At 73.2% G+C, this 21018-nt stretch carries 6 protein-coding genes; all 6 read right to left on the bottom strand.

The window, feature by feature from the left end; translation table 11 throughout:
* Positions 1 to 8: 8 nt before the first annotated feature.
* From AC0B61_RS08905 to AC0B61_RS08880, 6 genes are read right to left on the bottom strand one after another with little or no spacing between them, the layout of a single operon-like run.
* The gene (locus AC0B61_RS08905) at positions 9 to 1214 is read right to left on the bottom strand and encodes a 4-hydroxybenzoate 3-monooxygenase (RefSeq protein ID WP_471739929.1); all 1206 of its coding nucleotides are present in this window, start codon (positions 1212 to 1214) and stop codon (positions 9 to 11) included.
* On the bottom strand, positions 1211 to 3580 hold the full coding sequence (locus AC0B61_RS08900; RefSeq protein ID WP_471739928.1) for a glycoside hydrolase family 3 protein: 2370 nt from the start codon (positions 3578 to 3580) through the stop codon (positions 1211 to 1213). Before AC0B61_RS08900 ends, AC0B61_RS08905 begins: the two co-directional genes overlap by 4 nt.
* A gap of 6 nt (positions 3581 to 3586) precedes the next feature.
* Positions 3587 to 5746, bottom strand: coding sequence for an aminodeoxychorismate synthase (gene pabB / locus AC0B61_RS08895; RefSeq protein ID WP_471739927.1), 2160 nt, complete (start codon positions 5744 to 5746; stop codon positions 3587 to 3589).
* Entirely contained in the window at positions 5739 to 7316 is a 1578-nt protein-coding gene (locus AC0B61_RS08890; protein ID WP_471739926.1) for an FAD-dependent oxidoreductase, read from the bottom strand. The genes pabB and AC0B61_RS08890 overlap by 8 nt, the downstream gene beginning before the upstream one ends.
* On the bottom strand, positions 7313 to 8530 hold the full coding sequence (locus AC0B61_RS08885; protein WP_471739925.1) for a macrolide family glycosyltransferase: 1218 nt from the start codon (positions 8528 to 8530) through the stop codon (positions 7313 to 7315). The genes AC0B61_RS08890 and AC0B61_RS08885 overlap by 4 nt, the downstream gene beginning before the upstream one ends.
* Before the next feature lie 34 nt (positions 8531 to 8564).
* Positions 8565 to 20738, bottom strand: a complete 12174-nt coding sequence (locus AC0B61_RS08880) for an SDR family NAD(P)-dependent oxidoreductase (RefSeq protein ID WP_471739924.1) — start codon at positions 20736 to 20738, stop codon at positions 8565 to 8567.
* Positions 20739 to 21018: the final 280 nt, after the last annotated feature.

The raw sequence follows: 21018 nt of genomic DNA, 5'->3' as shown, positions 1-21018 counted from the left end.
CGTGAACGTCAGCGGCGTGCGATACCCGTGTACTGCTCGGCGAAGGCCGTCGCCTCGGCGGTGGATGACAGCAGGCGCTCGAACCGCGCCCTGCGCAGCCGGCGGTCGAACACCGACTCGTCCGGTGCGGCGTGCATCAGGGTGGTCATCGAGGCCGAGAACTGCTGGCCCTGCCACGCCCGGGGCACGGCGGTGGCCGAGTAGCCGTCCAGGGCCTCCCGCCGGCCGTGCGCGTACCAGCCGGTGAGCGCCTCGGCGAGGTGCCGGGCGTCGGCGACGGCCATGTTGAGCCCCTTGGCGGCGCTCGGCGGGACGATGTGCGCGGCGTCGCCGACGAGGAAGAGCCGGCGGTACTGGAAGGGCTCGGCCACGTAGCTGCGCAGCGGCACCATGACCCGCTCCAGGATCTCCCCGGTCGGCAGGGTGCCCTGGCCGCCGGTGAGCCGGAGGTCCAGCTCGCGCCAGATCTCCTCGTCGCTGCGGTCGTCGACGCCTTCGCCGGGCGGCACCGACAGGTACAGCCTGCTGACCTGCTGCGAGCGCATGCTCTGGAGCGCGAAACCGCGGTCGCCGACAGCGTAGATCAACTCGGCCGACAACGGCGGAGCGGCGGCCAGCACCCCGAGCCAGGCGAAGGGGTGGGTCAGCTCGTGGCCGACCAGCTCCGTACCGGGCACCGCCGGCCGGCTGACCCCGTGGAACCCGTCGCAGCCAGCGATGAAGTCGCAGGTGAGTTCGGTGAGTTGACCGTCGATCGTGCAGACGACGCGCGCGCCGTCCGCGGTGACCGACGCGATCCGCACGTCCTCGACGCCGAAGTGCAGGCCGGGCTCGTCGCCGTGCGGGTCGTGGGCGTCGTGGGCGTCCAGCAGGTCCTTGACGACCTCCTGCTGACCGTACATCCACACCGACGCACCGCAGAGCTCGGTGAACGGCATCCGGTGCACGGCACCGTCGAGGCGCCACTCGAAGCCCTCGTGTACGAGCGCTTCGCGGTCGAGCCGTTCGCCGACCCCGGCGTCGCGCAGGACCTCGACGGTCCCCTGTTCCAGCAGCCCGGCGCGGACCCGCTTCTCCACGTGGGCGCGGGTGCGCCGCTCCAGGACGACGGAGTCGATGCCGTTCAGCCGGAGCAGCCGGGCGAGCAGCAGGCCCGAGGGCCCGGCCCCGATGATGCAGACGGGGGTGTGCCGCGTTCGACCCGGCGAGGTCACTTCCCGACCTCGCCCGAGTCCGCGACCCGCACGTCGGCGGTGAGCCGGACGTCCGCGGAGGAGGCGCCGACCTGGATGGTGCGGCGGCCGGCGCCGACGGTCCAGGCGCGGGCGTCGGTGTCCCAGTACTCGAAACACCGGGCGGCCACCTCGACCTGCACGCGGGCCGACTCGCCCGGCTCCAGCACGGCCGAGGTGTATCCGGCGAGGGCCCTGGGCGCCTGGTCGACGCCGGCCTCGGCACTGGCGCCGAGGTAGACCTGGGCGATCTCCCGCCCGGCCCGCGCACCGGTGTTGCGGAGCGTGAACCCGACCCGCAGCGTGCGGCCCTCGGCGGTCAGTTCGAGGTCCTCGTAGGCGAAGGTGGTGTAGCTGAGGCCGTGGCCGAACGGGAAGAGCGGTTCGTCGCCGTGCTGGTCGTGCCAGCGGTAGCCGACGTACCGGCCCTCGCTGTACTCGACGCGGCCGTCGGCGCCCGGGTAGCGCAGCGGGTCGCCGGAGACGGAGGTGTGGTCGGCGTCGGTCGGGAAGGTCTGGGTGAGCTTGCCGCTCGGGTTGACGTCGCCGAACAGCAGGGCGTCGGTCGCCTCGGCGCCCATCTCGCCGGGGTACCAGACGTCCAGGACGCCGGCGACGAGGTCCTGCCAGGGCATCGGCACGGACGAGCCGGTGTTCAGGACGACCACGGTGTTCGGGTTGGCCTCGGCCACCGCGGTGACGAGCTCGTCCTGGAGCCCGGGCAGGCCGAGTTCCGGACGGTCGATCAGTTCGGCGAGCTCGTCGTAGACGAAGACCAGCGCGGCCTCGGCGTTGCGGGCGGCGTCCGCCGCCTCCTCGATGTCGGCGCGGGCCTGCTGCGGGGTGACCCAGCCGAGGGTGAGCTTGACCGGGTTGCCGGGCACCGGCAGGGCCGACAGCACCAGCTTGTAGCTGCCCGGTTCCAGGTCGAGGGTCATGCCCGCGGTGTCGCCGAAGGAGCTGCCGGCGAAGACCCGCGGCTGGCCCTCCAGGTCGATCGCCGCGTAGCCGCCGAGCGCGGTGACGGCGATGCGGTACCGGCCGGGCGTCTCGATGGTGAGCCGGCCCTCGTAGAAGTAGTTCGGCTCGGTGGACGGACCCGCGGGCACCTCGCCCTCGCGGAACGGCGGCTGCAGCGCGGAGTCGGGGATCGGCCGGCCGGCCGGGTCCTCGCCGATGCGGAACGCGACCCGGTCCTCGCCGAGGCGCTCGCGCAGCACGTCCAGCGGGGTGCTCGCGACCTCGGGCACGACGAGCGCGCTGCCGACACCGGCGGTCTTGGGCACGGCCGCGGCCAGCCCGATGACCGCGAGGCCCTTCTCGCGCAGCCGGTCCTCGCTCAGCGGGAGGACGCCGCGCGGGTTGTGCAGCAGGACCGAGCCGGCCTGGGCGACCTCCAGGGCCAGGGCGCGGCCGCGCTCCGCGTCCCGCTCGACGGCGGGGCGCCCGGCGGGGTCGAGCAGGCCGAAGCGGGCCATCTGGCCGAGGATGCGGGCGACGGAGCGGTCGAGGACCTTCTCGTCGATCCGGCCCTCGGCGATCGCCGCGGCCAGCGGTGCGCCGAGGTGCTTGCCGTCGGGCATCTCCTGGTCGAGCCCGCGCTCGATGGCCGCGGTGTCGTGCACGGCGTCCCAGTCGGACATCACCCAGCCCTCGAAGCCCCACTCCTCGCGCAGCAGGGTGTCGAGCAGCGGCCCGTTCTGGCAGCTGAACTCGCCGTTGACGCTGTTGGTGGCGCCCATCAGGGCGCCGGCGCCGGCCTCCACCACCGACTGGAAGGCGGGGAGTTCGATCTCCCGGAGGGTCCGCTCGTCGACGCGCACGTCGACGACCATCCGGTTCTCCTCCTGGTTGTTCGCTGCGAAGTGCTTCGGCATGGCGATGACGCCCTGGGACTGGATGCCGGCCACCACGGCCGTGCCGATCGCGGTGACCAGCAGCGGGTCCTCGCCGTACAGCTCGAAGTTGCGGCCGCCGTACGGCTGGCGCAGCACGTTGAGCATGGGGCCGATGAGGACGTCCTGGCGCTTCGCGAGGGCCTCGTGGCCCAGGAACTCGCCGTAGCGGGCGGCGAGTTCGTCGTCGAAGGCGCAGGAGAGCGCGATCGGCGCGGGCAGCGCGGTGGTGGTCCTGCGCTTCATCCGCACACCGGCGGGGCCGTCGGTCATCCGCAGCGGCGGGATGCCGAGCCGCGGCACGCCCGGGATGTATCCCGACTGGCCGAGCTGCTCGGGGTCGTCGGAACCGTGGACGAAGGAGAGCTTCTCCTCCAGGGTCATCCGGGCGATCAGGGCGTGGACGTCGACGGGGCTGTCGGCGGGGCTGTCGACGGGCGTCTGGGTGGTCATGCGAGTTCACTTCCGTTGCTGTCGGCGGGGGGCGGCGGCCGGCACGGTGGCCGACACGGTCGCCTCGGGTTCGGGCGCGCGCAGGGCACGGGCGGACGCGCCGGCCTTGAGGAGCATCTCGTCGTACTCGTCGTCGGGGCCGGAGTCGAGGACGATGGCCCCGCCCGCGCCCAACTGCCAGTGCCCGCCGGTGCGGACCATCGTGCGGATGACGATGTTGAGGTCGGCGCTGCCGTTGCAGGCGAGGTAGCCGATGGAGCCGGAGTAGATGCCGCGGGCCCGCTGTTCCAGGGACTCGATGATGTCGAGGGTGCGCAGCTTGGGCGCGCCCGTCATCGAGCCGCCGGGGAAGCAGGCGCGCACGCAGTCCATGGTGTCGGCGTCCGCCCTGAGGGTGCCGCGGATGGTGGACACCAGCTGGTGGACGGTGGCGTAGCTCTCGGCCGCCATCAGGACCGGGACCTCGACGCTGCCGAGTTCGCAGACCCGTCCGAGGTCGTTGCGCAGCAGGTCGACGATCATCAGGTTCTCGGCGCGCGTCTTGGCGCTGGAGACGAGCTCCGCGCGGGCGGCCTCGTCCTCGGCCGGGGTGGCGCCGCGGGGGGCGGTGCCCTTGATGGGCTTGGCCTCGGCCACCCGGTCGGTGGTGATCCTGAGGAAGCGCTCGGGCGAGGAGCAGGCCACGTCGATGCCGTCGAAGTGCAGGTAGGCGGCGTACGGGGCCGGGTTGAGCCGGCGCAGCCGCCGGTAGGTCTCCCAGCCGCCGTCGGTCGCGGGCACCTCGGCGACGTTGGTGAGGCAGATCTCGTAGCTCTCGCCCTGGAGCAGGTACTCCTGGCTGGCCCTGACGTCCGCGACGTAGTCCGCGCGCTGCTTGGCGAGGAACGGCTCGACGGAGGCGGAGGGGACGACGGCGGGTTCCGGGAGGCCCTGGAGGCCTTCCAGCACGTTCGCGGTCGCGGTGAGCCAGTCCTCCGCCGCCACCCGGGTGGGCTCGTCGTTGCCGAGCGCCAGCAGGTAGGTGCGGTCCTGCTCGTGGTCGACGGCGAGGAAGCGGTCGGCGAACAGCCAGACGGCGTCGGGTGTTTCGGCGGTGTGGCGGTTCTTGGAGCCGCAGTCGGCCTTGAGCTCGTAGCCGAAGTAGCCGACGTACCCGCCGGTGAAGTCGAAGGGCAGCGGCGGCGCGTCGACCACCCGCCGCTCCGACTCCCGCTGGAGGTAGTCGAAGACGGTCCCGGCGTGGACGGCCGGGGCCGGCCCGTCGACCACGACGGCGCGTTCGGCGAGGCGGTAGTGCACCGTCTCGGCGAGCGGGCCGGCGGCGTCCCCGAGGAAGGAGAACCGGGACAGGCCCCGCTCGACGCGGGCGCTGTCGAGCCAGAAGGCGTTCGTGGAGCCGGCGTAGAGCGCGTCGAACGCCGCTTCGGTGTCGACGGCCCGGTCCAGCTCGCGCAGATGCACGCTGTACCGCTGCTGCCCCGCCGGGGCCTGCTCACGGTCCGGCGCCGCCGCCGCGGAGGTCACCGCGGACGTCATCACGGAGGGGGCGGCGGACGGGGCGGCGAAGGACCTGCGGGCCCCGGCGGCCCTGGTGAGGTCGCGGAAGTTCGCCATCATCCGCAGCCCGAACTCGGTCTCGATGGACTCCGGGTGGAACTGCACGCCCCAGCGGGGCAGCCGCCGGTGCCGCAGCGCCATGACCACCCCGTCCTCGGCCCGGGCGATGGGTTCGAGGTCGTCCGGCAGCGGTTCGGCGACGCACAGCGAGTGGTAGCGGACGGCGCCGAACTCCCGGGGGATCCCGGCGAAGAACTCGTCGCCCTGGTGGGTGACCCGCTCCACGTGCCCGTGGCGGGCCTCCGGCGCCGGCACCACCCGGCCGCCCTCGGACACCGCGAGGCCCTGGTGGCCGAGGCAGACGCCGAGCACCGGGGCGCTCGCCCGGTGCAGCACGTCGAGCGAGATGCCGAAGTCGCGGGGGCGGGCCGGATGGCCCGGGCCGGGGGAGATCACGATGTTGTCGAACCCGTCCAGGTCGGGGAGTTCGGCCGCGTCGTTGGTGACGACGACGGGCTCCTCGCCGTTCACCTGCCCGAGGAGGTGGAACAGGTTGTAGGTGTACGAGTCGTAGTTGTCTATCAGCAGCGTCCGCACGGTCTCATTCACTTCGCGCTGGAGGAGTGGAGCGGCCGGTGAGCCGGTCCAGATGGGCAAGGCAGTCCTGCGGCCGGTCGGCCGGGGCGAGCTGGGCGAGGTGGCCGTCGGGGCGCGCCAGGGCGATCAGCGGGAGCGGGCCGAAGCCGGCCCGCAGTCGGGCGCGTCCGTCGTCGGTGAGCCGGGCGAGGTCGTGCACGGCGATCCGCTCGCCGAACGCGGCGCGGGCCCGCTCGGCGACGGAGGTCCAGTCCTCCGGGAGGCCGTCGCCCGGCCACAGCAGGGCGATGTGCGCGCTCTGGTCGAGCACCGGGGAGCCGGGCTCGCTGCGGGAGGCGTGGAAGAACGGCACCCGGTCGCCGACGGTCAGTCGGCGCTTCAACTGCGAGCGCCACAAAGGTTCTTCGAGGGGAGCATAGCTCAGTCCGAGCTGGCTCATCAGCGGTGCGGCCACCTTCCGCAGGAAGCCGGAGCGCTCGGCGGCGGCGACGGCCTCGTCGCGGCGCGCGGCGTCCTCGGGGGTCTGCGGCGCCGACAGCTCCATCTCGGTACGGATGACGGTGCGGACGTGCTCGACCGCCTGCCGGCGCTCGCTGTCGTAGCTGTCGAGCACGGCGTCGCCCCACCCGCCGCGCACCACGCCGGCCAGCTTCCAGCCGAGGTTGACGGCGTCCTGGAGGCCGAGGTTGAGCCCCTGCCCGCCGAGCGGCACCACGCTGTGCGCGGCGTCCCCGACCAGGATCACCCGCCCGTCGCGGAACCGTTCGGCCACGCCGGGCCGCGGGAAGTAGGTGCGCTTCCACAGCGGTTCACCGAGTTCGTACGGAAGGCTGGCTCGCTGCCCGACCATCTCCTGCCAGTCGGCGAGCGGCCGGTCGGACCAGTCCGGCTCGCCGGGCAGCACCACGGTGGCCAGTCGGCACACCCCGTCGGGCAGGTGGACCAGCGGCAGCATCCCGCTCTCGCCGTAGTGGTACTCGACCCCGGACACCGCCGGCCCGCTGATCGGGAAGTCGCCGAGCGAGATGCCGAGCGGGAAGGGCAGTCCCGGGTACGGGATGTCGAGCAGGCGGCGGGTGAGGCTGCCGGCGCCGTCGGCGCCGATCAGCCACTGCGGCTCGGTGTCCTCCAGGGTGCCGTCCCGGTGGCGGAGGGTGACCCGGGGCAGCGGCCCGGAGTTGTCGAGCGCGTGGAGCTCCGTACCGCACTCGACCCGGCCGCCGAGTTCGGCGAGGCGGGCCCAGAGCAGGTCCTCCAGGTCGCGCTGGACGATGCCGAGTCCGAACGGGTAGGCGGTGTCCATGCCGTGCATGGGCACGGTGCCGAGCCGGCGGCCGCGGGAGAAGAAGCTGACGTCCGTCGCGGGGCGTCCCCGGGAGACCAGTACCTCCGCGATGCCCGTCTTCTCCAGGAGTTCGAGCACCCGCGGCCAGATCATGACGGCCCGCGAGTGCGGGTCGCTCTCCTCCAGCGAGGGCTTGCTGTCGATCAGCCGGACCGGAACGCCCTGCTGCACCAGGTCGCAGGCGAGCAGCGAACCGACCGCTCCCCCACCGACGATGAGGACCTCGGGAGTGCTCATACCGCCGCCACCTCTCCTTCCGTGCGGCCCAGGTGCCGCTCGATCGCCTCCGCGGCGGCCACCGCGCCGCCCGCGTCGTGGACCTGCTGCCGCATCCCGGCCATCCGGGCCGTGATCGCGGGATCGGTGGCGACCGTGCGCACCGCTTCGCGCAGACCGGCGGGGGTCACCGCCGAGGGGTCGAGCCGCAGGCCGAGGCCCAGGTCGGCGACCCGGTCGGCGATGATCTCCTGCTCGACCATCTGGGGCACCACCACCATGGGCGTCCCGAAGGACAGCGCCTCCATCGTGCTGCCCATGCCGCCGTGGGTGACGAAGGCGGACGCCCGGTCGAGCACGGACAGCTGGGGCACGCTCGCGTGCACCTCGACGTTCGGCGGCAGCGGGCCGAGGTCGGCCGGGTCGGTCTGCGCGCCGATCGACATGACCACCGAGAACTCGGTGCCGTCGAAGGCCTCCAGGCAGCTGCGGTAGAACCCGGTCGCCTGGTTGAACACGGTGCCGAGCGAGACCAGGACCAGCGGCCGGCCGTCGTCGGGGCGCCGCCACCGCTCCTGCGCCGCCCGGTCGCCGAGGCTCGGGCCGACGAAGCGGTAGTGCGGGCCGAAGGTGTCCGGCTCGGGCTGGAACCCGCGGGGCAGGAAGGCCAGGTTGAGCTCCTCCTCGAAGTCCATGAACTCCTCGGTGGCGGTGTCGCCGAGCCCCACGGCGGTCAGGAACTCCCCGAGCCGGCGGTCGAATTCGGCGCCGTTGGCCTCGTGGTCCGTGGAGCGGCCGGTCCGGGCGAGCATCGCGTCCATCAGGGCGAAGCCGCGGCTGGAGGCGATGCTGGGGAAGAACTGCACGGAACGGCAGCCCCAGCGGCGCGCCAGCGCCCGGCCGACGAACGGCGCCGTGTTGTCGTACACGACCAGGTCGGGCCGGCCGTCGGCGAACCGCTCCTCGGCGAGCGCGATCCGGTCCGCGCTGCCGTACAGGAAGAAGAGCGGCAGCGCGCTCAGGTCCTTCTGGGCGAAGGCGCGCGGCGAGTGGCCGGAGGAGGTGGCGACGTCGTAGCGGCACACCCTCGCGCCGAGCCCGACGAGCCGTTCCTCGAACTCCTTCGTGGTGAAGTACGTGACCTGGTGGCCGCGGGACACCAGCTCCGCGACGATGCCGAAGGTCGGCGATACGTGGCCGTGCGCGGCCACACTGAAAAATGCGATATGGGCCATCAGTGTTCCTCAGGGTTACGACCGGCGGGGCCGGTCAGATCCCGATCTCCCCGTCCAGGATTTCGAACAGCTCCTCGTCGGTGACGTCGTCACCGACGTCCGACGTCTTCGTGGTGCCGCCCAGTCGGGCCAGCAGGGCGCGCAGCCGTTGTTCGGCGTACCGGCCGGTCGCCGAGTCCGGCTCGGCCGCGCGCAGGTGTGCCTCCAGTTCGTCGAGCCCGCGGATCACCGGCTGCGCCGGGGCGTCCTCGGTCTCGCCCAGCTCCTCGTCGAGGTGCCCGGCGAGCGCGGCGGGGGTGGGGAAGTCGAAGACCAGCGTGGGCGAGAGCTTCAGTCCGGTCTCGGCGCCGAGCCGGTTGCGCAGTTCGACGGCCGCGAGCGAGTCCAGGCCGAGTTCGCGGAAGGACCGCTCACCGGCCACCTGGTCGCCGCCACGGTGCCCCAGCACGGCCGCCGTCTGCGCGGCCACGAGGTCCGTGAGCAGCCGCCGACGCTGCGCCGGGTCGGCGCCCGCGAGGCGCTCGGCCAGGCGCTCGGCCGGGTTCCCGGCCAGGCTTCCGGCCGACGACGGCCCGCCGGCCGTCCTCGGCTGCCGGGACACCGGCCCCGGTGCGACCGGACCGTCCGTCCGCCGCGACTGCCGGGCCGCCACCAGGTTCCGGGCGCCGGGCCCGTCCAGCGCGCGGTCGAGCAGCGCCAGCGCCTCCTCGTTGGTCATCGGGACGGTGCCGTGGCGGGCCATCCGGGCGATGGCCTCGGCACCGATCCGACCGGCCATGCCGCGCTCCTCCGCCCAGGGGCCCCACTGCAGCGAGAGGGCGGGCAGTCCGAGCGAGCGGCGGTGGTCGGCGAAGGCGTCCAGGAAGCCGTTGGCCGCCGCGTAGTTGGCCTGCGCGGGGCTGCCGTGCACGCCGGCCGCCGACGAGAAGAGCACGAACGCGTCCAGGTCGTGCCCGGCGGTGACGGCGTGCAGGGCGAGCACGCCCTCCGCCTTCACCCGGAGGACGCGCGCGAACTGCTCACGCGTGAGCGTGCCGAGCGCGCCGTCGTCGACGATGCCCGCCGTGTGGATCACCGCCCTCAGCGGCCGGTCGGCACCCAGGCCCGCCACGACCTCCGCGAGCGCCGACCGGTCGGTGACGTCGCAGGCCGCGAGAGTGACCCGGGCCCCGAGCGCGCGCAGGGTGTCGGCGAGCCGGCCGTGCTCCGGGCCGCCCGCCCGCCTGCTCAGCAGGACCAGGTCGGTCACGCCCCGGTGCCGTACCAGGTGCTCGGCGACGACCGCGCCGAGTCCGCCGGTGCCGCCCGTGATGAGGACGGCTCCGTCGGTCGTCCGGGGCTCGGCGGTTTCGGCGGGGGCGGCGGCCTCGGCGGGGGCGAGTCGCGGCGTCAGCAACTGTCCTGCGCGCACCACCACTTCGCGCGCCTCGACCGACAGCGCCGAGGCCAGCGCGGCCGGCGACCTCGGGTCGCCGTCCAGCTCCACGACCTGGAACTTGCCGGGGTGCTCGGACTGCGCGGTGCGCAGCATCGCCCGTACGGCGCCGGCCGTGGTTCCCGGTTCCCCGGACACCACCAGGGTGAGGCGGGCGTCGTCGTACAGGCCCCCGTCGATCCACTCCCGCAGCAGGGTCGCGGTGCGCCAGACGGCCTCGACCGCGTGCTCGGCCGACTCGTCCGTGCCCAGCGGACCGGAGAGGTCCACGAAGCGCACGACGGCCTCCGGCAGCAGGAACGAGTCCTCCAGGGCCGCCAGGTCCCCGTGGTGCTCGGCGGCGACCCCGCTCCCGTCGAGGGCCCGGGTGAGACCGGCCGGGTCCTCGCCGACGACCGCGACGACCCCGGCGAACGTACCGACGTCACCGACCGGCTCCAGGACCGGGGCCAGCAGCTCGGCCCCGGACTCCGCCAGATCCTGCGGGCGGACCCGCCGCAGCGTCAGCGAGTCGACCACCGCGATGGTGCGGCCGGCCGGATCCATGACGTGGAGCGCGAGTTCGTCCTCGCCGATCCGGCGCAGCCGGACCCGGGCCTCGGCCGCCCCCGGGCGGTACACCGTGACGCCCTGCCAGACGAAGGGCAGCCGACCGGCCGCGTCCGACGAGCCGGGCGAGTCGACGAAGCCGGTGTGCAGCGCCGCGTCGAACAGCGCCGGGTGGAAGACGAAACGCTCCGGCTCCTGCACGGAGGCCTCCGCGAAGGCCACCTCCGCGAAGACGTCGTCGCCGCGCCGCCAGGCGGCCCGCAGGCCCCGGAAGACCGGACCGTAGTCGAAGCCCATGTCCACGGCGCGCTCGTAGGCGTCCTCGGCCGCGACCGGTTCGGCGCCCACGGGCGGCCAGGTCAGGTCGGCGACGACCTCCTCGCCGCGTTCCTCCGTGAGCACACCCGCCGCGTGCGTGGTCCAGCCGCCGTCCGCGTCCACCGGACGGCCGTACACGGTCACCGACCTGCGTCCCGGCTCGTCGAGCGGCCGGACGGCCACCTGGACGTCCACCGCCGAGCCGCCGGACAGCCGGAGCGGTGCCTGCACGGTGAGTTCCTCAAGGGTCGGGCTGCCCGCCGCACGACCGGCGTGCAACGCCATGTCGACGAACGCCGTCCCGGGAAGGATCGCCGTGCCGTTCACCACGTGGTCGGCCAGCCAGGGGTGCGTACGGACCGACAGCCGCGAGCTGTACAGGACCTCCTCGGAGTCGGCGCGGGGAATGCCTCCCCCGATCAGGGGGTGGGCGTTCGGCCCCTGCGGCACGCCGACCGGACGCGGGCGCGGCCAGTAGCGCTCGGTCTGGAAGGGGTACGTGGGCAGAGCCACCCGCTGGACGTCGGCGGTCCCGAAGACGGCCTGCCAGTCTGGGGCGGTGCCCCAGCAGTACAGGGCGCCCAGGGCGGCGGCGACCGTCTGGTCTTCGGGGCGGTCGCGGCGCAGGAGGGCGGTGAAGGCGTGGGCGTCGGTGTCGGTGAGGCAGTCCTGAGCCAGGGCGGTCAGGACGCCGTCCGGGCCGAGCTCCACGAAACGGGTCACGCCCAGCTCCGCTGCGGTACGCACACCGTCGTGGAACAGCACCGCCTGACGGACATGCCGCACCCAGTAGTCCGGGGACGTCAGCTCCTCCGTGGTGGCGAGCGCGCCGGTCACGTTGGACACGACCGGGATCCTCGGCTCGGCCGCCGCCAGACGGCTGACCACTGCACCGAACTCAGCCAGCATCGGCTCCATCAATGGCGAATGGAAGGCGTGGCTCACCGACAGGCGCTTGACCCGGTGGCCTGCCGCCACTGCGTCCTGCTCGATCTTCTCGATCGCCTCCGCGTCGCCCGAGAGCACCACCGAGCGGGGGCCGTTGACGGCGGCCACATCCACCAGGCCCTCACAGCCGACGAGCAGCTTCCCCGCTTCTTCGGCCGGCATCCCGACCGCGAGCATCGCGCCACCCGCAGGCAGCGCCTGCATCAGCCGGCCACGCGCCGCGACCAGCGCGGCAGCGTCCTCCAACGAGAACACCCCCGCCACATGCGCCGCCGCCACCTCACCGATCGAGTGACCCAGCAGGACGTCCGGGCGAACACCCCACGACTCCACCAGCCGGAACAGTGCCACCTCCAACGCGAACAGTCCCGCCTGCGCCCACACCGTCCGATTCAGCAGCCCAGCATCCGCACCGAACACCACATCCCGGACCGAACCGCCCAGATGCCCGTCCAACTCCGCACACACCGCATCGAACGCACCCGCGAACACCGGGAACACGCCGTACAACTCCCGACCCACCCCCAACCGCTGGGAACCCTGACCGGTGAACAGGAACGCCAGCTTCCCGCCGGCCGCCACGCCGTGGGCCTCCACCTCGGCCAGTTCGGCCAGCGCCTGCGCGCGGTCGTGTGCGACGACGACGGCACGGTGTTCGAAGGAGGTCAACCCGACCGCCAGCGCGCGGGCGACGGCAACCGAACTCAGCTCGGGTCGAGCCGCGAGGTGCTCGCGCAGTCGCTCTGCCCGGCTCCTCAACGCCTTGGGTGTCTTCGCGGAGAGGATCCACGGCACCGCCGACGGCCGGGGCCCGGTCGGCTCGACCGACTCGACCGACTCATCGTGCTGCGGGGCCTGTTCGAGGATGATGTGCGCGTTGGTGCCACTGATGCCGAACGAGGACACCCCCGCACGACGCGGACGCCCCGTCTCCGGCCACTCCCGGACCTCCGTCAACAGCGAGACCTCACCAGCCGACCAGTCCACATGCGGCGACGGAGCATCCACATGCAGCGTCCGCGGCAGCACACCGTGCCGCATCGCCTGCACCATCTTGATCACACCCGCCACACCCGCCGCCGCCTGCGTGTGCCCCAGATTCGACTTCACCGACCCCAACCACAACGGCCGCTCCGCCGGCCGCCCCTGCCCATACGTCGCCAGCAACGCCTGCGCCTCGATCGGATCCCCCAACGAGGTCCCCGTCCCGTGCGCCTCCACCGCATCGACGTCCTCGGCCGTCAGCCGGGCACCCGCCAGGGCCTCACGGATCACCCGCTGCTGCGACGGACCGTTCGGCGCCGACAGACCGTTCGACGCACCGTCCTGGTTCACCGCCGAGCCACGGACCACCGCCAGCACCCGGTGCCCGTTGCGCCGCGCGTCCGACAGCCGCTCCAGCAGCAGCAGGCCGACACCCTCACCCCAGCCCGTACCGTCCGCACCGGCCGCGAACGCCCGGCACCGCCCGTCCGCCGACAACCCGCGCTGGCGGGAGAAGTCGATGAACGAACCCGGCGTCGACATCACGGTGACGCCGCCCGCGAGCGCGAGCGAGCACTCGCCCCGCCGCAGCGAGTCCGCGGCCAGGTGCAGCGCGACCAGCGACGAGGAACACGCGGTGTCCACCGTCAGCGCCGGACCCTCGAACCCGTAGAAGTAGGAGAGCCGGCCCGAGGCGACGCTCAGCGCGCCACCGGTGCCGAGGTACCCCTCCAGGTCCTCCGCGGACTGGGCGACGAGCGCGGTGTAGTCCTGGCCGTTGGATCCCACGAAGACACCGGTACGGCTGCCGCGCAGCGCACCCGGCAGGACACCCGCGGACTCGAAGAGCTCCCAGGAGGTCTGGAGCAGCAGCCGCTGCTGCGGGTCCATCGCCAGCGCCTCGCGCGGCGAGATCCCGAAGAACCCGGCGTCGAACTCGGCCACGCCGTCCAGGAACGCGCCTCCGGAGGCGTACGTCGTCCCCGGAACGCTCGGATCCTCGTCGAACAGCCCCGCCAGGTCCCAGCCACGGTCCTCGGGGAACGGCCCCACCGCGTCCGCTCCGGCCGCGACCAGGTCCCACAGGTCCTCCGCCGACCGCACGCCGCCCGGGAACCGGCAGGCCATGCCCACGAGGACCACCGGATCGGCGTCGTCCGCCACCGCGCCCGCCCCCGCCACGGCGGCCTCGGCCGCCTCGCCGGCGCCGAACAGCTCCGCACGGAGGAAGTCCGCCAGCCCAGCCGGGCTCGGGTAGTCGAAGGCGAGTGAGGCCGGCAGCCGCAGCCCGGTCGCCGCGACCAGTCGGTTGCGCAGCTCGACCGAGGCGAGCGAGTCGAAGCCGAGCGCGCGGAACGACTTCTGCGGGTCGATGTCATCGGCGGACCGGTGCATCAGCAGGTCGGCGGCATGACCGCGGATCAGCTGCTCCAGCGCGGAGTGCTGCTCAGCGGACGTGCTGCCCGCGAGGGCCCTGGCGGGCCCGGTCGGCTCGGCGGCTGGCGCGGCGACCAGCTCGCGCAGCAGCGGGCGCTGGGCGGACACCCCGTGGGCCTGCGCGTAGCGCTCCCAGTCGATGTCCGCCGCGAGGACAGCGGTCTCCCCGTACTGGATCGCGCTGTCGAGGACGCGCAGCGCGATTTCGGGGCGCATCGGACGGAAGCCGGTGCGGCGCATCCGCTCGCGCACCACCTCGTCGGTGGCGGCCATGCCCTCGCCCGCCCAGGCGCCCCAGGCGACGGCGGTGGCCGGAAGCCCGGCCTGCCGGCGCTGTTCGGCGAGTGCGTCCAGGGCCGCGTTCGCCATGGCGTAGTTCGCCTGGCCGGCGGCGCCGACCACGCCGGCGAGTGAGGAGAACAGCACGAAGGCGGAGAGGGGAAGATCGCGGGTCAGCCGGTCCAGGTGGAGAGCGCCGTCCGTCTTGGCGGCGACCACGCGCTGGAGGCGGTCGGGGGTCAGAGCGGCGAGCACGCCGTCGTCCAGGACGCCGGCGGTGTGCACGACAGCGTCCAACGGGTGCTCGGCCGGGATCGCGCCGAGCAGGGCGGCCACCGCCTCCCCGTCACTGATGTCGCAGGCGGCGATGGTCACCCGGGCGCCGAGCGCCGCCAGTTCGGCCGCCAACTCGGCGGCGCCCGGGGCCTGGTGGCCCCGCCGGCTGGTGAGCAGCAGGTGTTCGGCGCCGGCCTGGGCCAGGCGACGGGCGACCTGGGCACCGAGGGCGCCGGTACCACCGGTGACGAGGACCGTCCCGGACGGAGACCACCGGCTCGGCGCCGCCTGGTCGTCCCAGCCCGCCCTGACGAGGCGGCGTGCGTAGGCCGCCTCGGGCCGGATGGCGACCTCGTCCTCGGCCACCGCGCGCAGGAGCAGGGCGGAGAGCCGTCGTGCCTCCTCGGCGTCCAGCCGCTCCGGGAGGTCGACGAGTCCGCCCCAGGTGTCGGCCGCCTCCAGTGCGGCCACGCGTCCGAGACCCCACAGCTGTGCCTGCCGCGTACTGATCGGACCGTCCGCTCCGCCGACACCGACCGCGCCCCGGGTCGCCAGCCACACGGGGGCCTCGGAACCGGCGTCCCCGAGCGCCTGCAGCAGCACCACGGCGTTCAGCGGGGCGAGTTCACCGCGCAGCAGCGCGAACACCCCGGTCGGCGCGGCCTCGGCGGCCAGTCGGGTGAGGGCGGCGCCGAGGGCCGTACGATCCGCTGCCCCGTCGGAGAGCGACAGGCGCAGCACCCGGGCGGCCGTGGCATCGAGAGCGGTCACGCAGTCCTGGGTGAGCGCGTCCTCGGTGTCCGTGACCAGGATCCAGGTGCCGACCGGCTCCGGCGCGGGAACCTGCGCGAGCGGCTCCCAACTGACGCGGTAGAGCAGGTCTCCCGGCTCCGACGGTCGTCCGGCCACGCCCTTCATCGGGGTCGCCGGCCAGTAGCGCTCGGTCTGGAAGGGGTAACTGGGCAGGGCCACCCGCCGGGCGTCGGTGGTCGCGAAGACGGCCTGCCAGTCGGGGGCGGTGCCCCAGCAGTACAGGGCGCCCAGGGCGGCGGCGACCGCCTGGTCCTCGGGGCGGTCGCGGCGAAGAACGGGGGTGAAGGCGTGGATGTCGGTGTTGGCGTCGGTGTCGGTGAGGCAGTCCTGGGCGAGTGCCGTCAGGACGCCGTCCGGGCCGAGCTCCATGAAGCGGGTCGCACCCAGCTCCGCTGCGGTGCGGATGCCGTCGTGGAAGAGCACCGCCTGACGGACATGCCGCACCCAGTAGTCCGGGGACGTCAACTCCTCCGCCGTGGCGAGCGCGCCAGTCACGTTGGACACGACGGGGATCCGGGGCGCAGCCGCCGCCAGACGACTGACCACTGCACCGAACTCGGCCAGCATCGGCTCCATCAGCGGCGAGTGGAAGGCGTGGCTCACCGACAGGCGCTTGACCCGGTGGCCTGCTGCCACTGCGTCCCACTCGATCTTCTCGATCGCCCTGGCCTGGCCCGAGAGCACCACTGAACGGGGGCCGTTGACGGCGGCGACATCGACCAGGCCCTCGCAGCCGGCGAGGAGTACTGCGGCAGTCTCGGGCGTGACAGCCACCGCCAGCATCGCGCCACCCGCAGGCAGCGCCTGCATCAGCCGGCCACGCGCGGCCACCAACGCGGCAGCGTCCTCCAACGAGAACACCCCCGCCACATGCGCCGCCGCCACCTCACCGATCGAGTGGCCCAGCAGGAAGTCCGGGCGCACACCCCACGACTCCACCAACCGGAACAGCGCCACCTCCAACGCGAACAACCCCGCCTGCGCCCACACCGTCCGGTTCAACAGCTCGGCATCGGCGCCGAACACCACATCCCGGACCGAACCGCCCAGATGCCCGTCCAGCTCCGCGCACACCGCGTCGAACGCACCCGCGAACACCGGGAAGGCCTCGTACAACTCCCGGCCCATGCCCAACCGCTGGGAACCCTGACCGGTGAACAGGAACGCCAGCTTCCCGCCCGAAGCAGCGGACTCCACCACCTCCTGGCACAGGCGCCCCTCTGCCAGAGCCCCGAGCCCCCGCAGCAACCCCTCCCGATCCGCCGCCACCACCGCCGCCCGGCGATCCAGCACAGCCCGCGTCGTCGCGAGCGAGAACGCCACGTCGGCCACGGTCAGGGAGCTGTCCGCAGAGACCCGGGCGGCCAGGCGCGCGGCCTGCTCCCGCAGCGCCGCGTCGTTGTGCGCGGAGAGCACGGACAGCACCGAGACCGGCGGAAGCAGCGTGGCCGCACCCGCCTCGGTGCTCGGCTCATCGTGGTGCGGGGCGTGTTCGAGGATGATGTGCGCGTTGGTGCCGCTGATGCCGAACGAGGACACACCCGCACGACGCGGACGCCCCGTCTCCGGCCACTCCCGGGCCTCGGTCAGCAGCGACACCTCACCCGCCGACCAGTCCACATGCGGCGACGGCGCATCCACGTGCAGCGTCCGCGGCAGCACACCGTGCCGCATCGCCTGCACCATCTTGATCACACCCGCCACACCCGCCGCCGCCTGCGTGTGCCCCAGATTCGACTTCACCGACCCCAGCCACAGCGGACGGTCCGCCGGCCGCCCCTGCCCGTACGTCGCCAACAACGCCTGCGCCTCGATGGGGTCGCCGAGCTGGGTACCCGTACCGTGCGCCTCCACCGCGTCGACGTCCTCGGCCGTCAGCCGCGCACCCGCCAGGGCCTCACGGATCACCCGCTGCTGCGACGGACCGTTCGGCGCCGACAGACCGTTCGACGCACCGTCCTGGTTCACCGCCGAACCACGGATGACGGCCAGCACCTGGTGCCCGTTGCGCCGCGCATCCGACAGCCGCTCCAGCAGCAGCAGGCCGACACCCTCACCCCAGCCCGTACCGTCCGCACCGGCCGCGAACGCCCGGCACCGCCCGTCCGCCGACAACCCGCGCTGGCGACTGAAGTCGACGAACGACGTCGGCGTCGCCATCACCGCGACACCGCCCGCGAGCGCGAGCGAGCACTCGCCCCGCCGCAGCGAGTCCGCGGCCAGGTGCAGCGCGACCAGCGACGAGGAGCACGCGGTGTCCACCGTCAGCGCCGGACCCTCGAACCCGTAGAAGTAGGAGAGCCGGCCGGAGAGCACGCTGCCGGCGAGCCCGGTGCTCAGGTAGCCCTCCGCCCCGGGCTCGTCGGTGAGGCGGATCGCGTAGTCGTGGTACATCTGCCCGGCGAAGACGCCGGTTCGGCTGCCGCGCAGCGTGTCCGGGTCGATGCCGGCCTGCTCGAAGAGCTCCCAGGAGGTCTGGAGCAGCAGCCGCTGCTGCGGGTCCATCGCCAGCGCCTCGCGCGGCGAGATTCCGAAGAACCCGGCGTCGAACTCGGCCACGCCGTCGAGGAATCCGCCCTGCGAGGCGTACGTGGTTCCCACCGTGTCCGGGTCCTCGTCGAACAGCCCGGCCAGGTCCCAGCCACGGTCCTCGGGGAACGGCCCCACCGCGTCCGTACCGGCCGTGACCAGGTCCCACAGGTCCTCGGCGGACCGCACGCCGCCCGGGTACCGGCAGGCCATGCCCACGAGGACCACCGGATCGGTGTCGTCCGCCACCGCGCCCGCCCCCACGACCGCTACCTCGGCCGCCTCGCGGGCACCGAACAGCCCGTCACGGAGGAACCGGGCCACGGCCTGCGGGGTCGGGTGGTCGAAGGCGAGCGAAGCCGGCAGCCTCAGCCCGGTCGTGTTCTGGAGCCGGACGCGCAGCCCCACGGACGCGACCGAGTCGAAGCCCAGCGCGCGGAAGGGCTTGCGCGGGTCGAGCGAGGCCGCAGTGGTGTTGCCGAGGACGGCTGCGCACTCGGCTGCCACCAGGGCCAGCAGCCGGAGTTCGATGTCCCGGTCGCTCAAGCCGCGCAGGCTGTCGCGCAGGTGGGCGGCCACCTCGGGGGCGGGCTCGGCCGCGACGCCCCAGAGCGGTCCCGGGACGTCGATGGCCGACACTCGCACCACAGGCGCGTTCTCGATCAGTGCGGCGTCCAGTGCGTCGCGCAGCCTCTGCGCGCCGACCTCGTCCCCGGCGCCGAGCGAGACCGCGATCCGTCCCGCACCGGTGAGTTCGAGCGCCAGCTCATCGAAGGGGCCTGCCTCGTCGGCTCCGGCCAGCAGGACGAGGACGTACCCGTCCCGTCCCGCCGTGGCGCGCCGCAGCGACTCGCCGTCGGCGGGCTCGCAGCGTTCGACCACCGTCCCGGCGCAGCCGTGCGCGGAGACGAGGTGCGCCGCCAACTCCTCGGCGCGCAGCGTGGACGCGCCGTCGGCGAGCAGCAGGACGTGCTTGCCGTGCACGGTGCTCCGGTCGTCCGCCGGCAGGGAGGCCGGCAGAGCAACGGCTGCGGCGGAACCGGCGGCAGGCAGGAGCAGCCGGCTGTGGTGGGTGCCGGAGTGCGCGAGCAGTCGGGAGCCCTCGGCGCCGACGAGTCGGCGGACGGTCTTTCCGGACGGCGTGCGGGGGATCCGGTCGGTGAGGTGCAGCTCGGCCGGGACCTTGAAGTAGGCGAGGCGGTCGCGCAGCCGGGCGACCAGTTCGGCCACCGGCAGCGGCCGGTCCGCCTTCGGCACCAGGTAGGCGACCGGCACCTCGCCGAGCACGCTGTGTTCGCGGCCGACGACGGCGACGTCCGCCACGTCGGCGCTCGCGCGGATCGCGTCCTCGATCTCGACGGGGTGCATGTTCTCCCCGCCTCGGATGATGAGTTCCTTGAGGCGCCCGGTGATGCTCACGAAGCCCTCGGCGTCCTGGCGGCCCATGTCGCCGGTGCGGTACCAGCCCTGGTGGAAGGCCTCGGCCGTCCGCTCCGGGGCGTTGTGGTAGCCCGTCATCAGACTGGGGCTGTGCACCCAGATCTCGCCCTCGTGGCCGGTGGGCGCTTCGAGGCCGGTCTCCGGATCGGTGATGCGGACGGTCACGCCGGGGACGGGCCGGCCGCAGGAGCCGGGCACCCGGGGGCCGCCGAGCGGGTTGCAGGTGATGACGCCGGTGGTCTCGGTGCTGCCGTAGCTGTCGACCAGCTGGACGCCGAAGGTGTCCCGGAACCGTGCGCCGAGGGCGGCGCTGGTGAGCGCTCCGGCCACCAGGAAGGCCCGCAGGCCGCTCAGGTCGAGTTCGCCCTCGGGGACGGAGTCCAGGAGGTAGTGGCACATGGTGGGTACGGCGGCCATCAGGGTGTAGGAGGCGCTGCCGAGTTCGGTGACGATGTCGTCCGGGGCGAAGTCGGCCGCGATCCGGGCGGTCGCGCCGGCCGCCATCACCCCGAGGACGCAGAGGTTGAAGGCGAAGCTGTGGTGCAGCGGCAGCGGCCAGAGCAGCCGGTCTCCCGGTCCGATGTCCAGGACGGCGGCGTAGCCGTTGACGGCCGACCACATGCCCGCCTGCTGGGTGGAGAGAACGCCCTTGGGGGCGCCGGTCGTTCCGGAGGTGTACAGCATCCAGGCGATGTCGTCGGGGCGTAGGCCGTCCGGTGCGGATGTGCTCGGTTCGGCTGCGCTCATTCGCCGGTAGTCGTGCACGTATTCGCCGTCGGCGATGCTTTTCTGATCGTCCGTCACAATGACGAAACGGAGGTCATTCCGAAGCCCGTCGAGCCGGCGTAGCCGCTCGAAGTTCGATTCTTCGGTGATGACGAGTGCGGCCTCGGAGTCGCTCAGAATATGCGCGAGCTCACTATCGCTCGCCTGCGGATTGACCGGGACGACGACGAGCTCCGCGCGGGTCAGTGCGAGGCAGCTCTCGACCATTTCCACCCGGTTGCCGAGGCACACCACGGCGCGTCCGCCCCGGGCGATTCCGAATTCGGCGAGGTGGCCGGCCAGTCGCCCGGTGGACGCCTCCAGTTGCCCGTAGGTCGTGCTGCGCACCTGGTCAGAGTAGGCGATGGCATGTCCACGCTCACTGGCGTGCGCCCGGAGGACATCCGCGACGGAACGAACAGGGATAGCCGGCACGGCTGACACCCACTCAGGAAAGGACGCGACTCGGCCGATGACTCCGGAACGGCACGAAGAAAGGCTCTCTAGAGCGCGTTCCCCCGTACAGCATCGCGTAGAGCTGATGATCTTTCGTCGGCGACGATATAGGAGAGGGAAGGCCAGATCAATGGCCTTGTTGCGAGCGTCACACCGGCCAGTATTCTCACCCCCACCGGGAAATATGACGTCACGTCAGAAATAGCGGCCGACGGCGTTACCCACTGTCAGTTCCGTCGCCCGACCTGTACGCTCGCCA

It is taken from the genome of Kitasatospora sp. NPDC023385, from assembly GCF_055664045.1.
Note: the sequence above shows the minus strand (reverse complement) of the source record. Positions and strands in the feature narration are given on the sequence as shown.

Coding starts and splice junctions, on each gene's coding strand:
- AC0B61_RS08890 (WP_471739926.1), bottom strand. CDS start 7,316: ATGAGCACTCCCGAGGTCCTCATCGTCGGTGGGGGAGCGGTCGGTTCG.
- AC0B61_RS08900 (WP_471739928.1), bottom strand. CDS start 3,580: ATGACCACCCAGACGCCCGTCGACAGCCCCGCCGACAGCCCCGTCGAC.
- AC0B61_RS08885 (WP_471739925.1), bottom strand. CDS start 8,530: ATGGCCCATATCGCATTTTTCAGTGTGGCCGCGCACGGCCACGTATCG.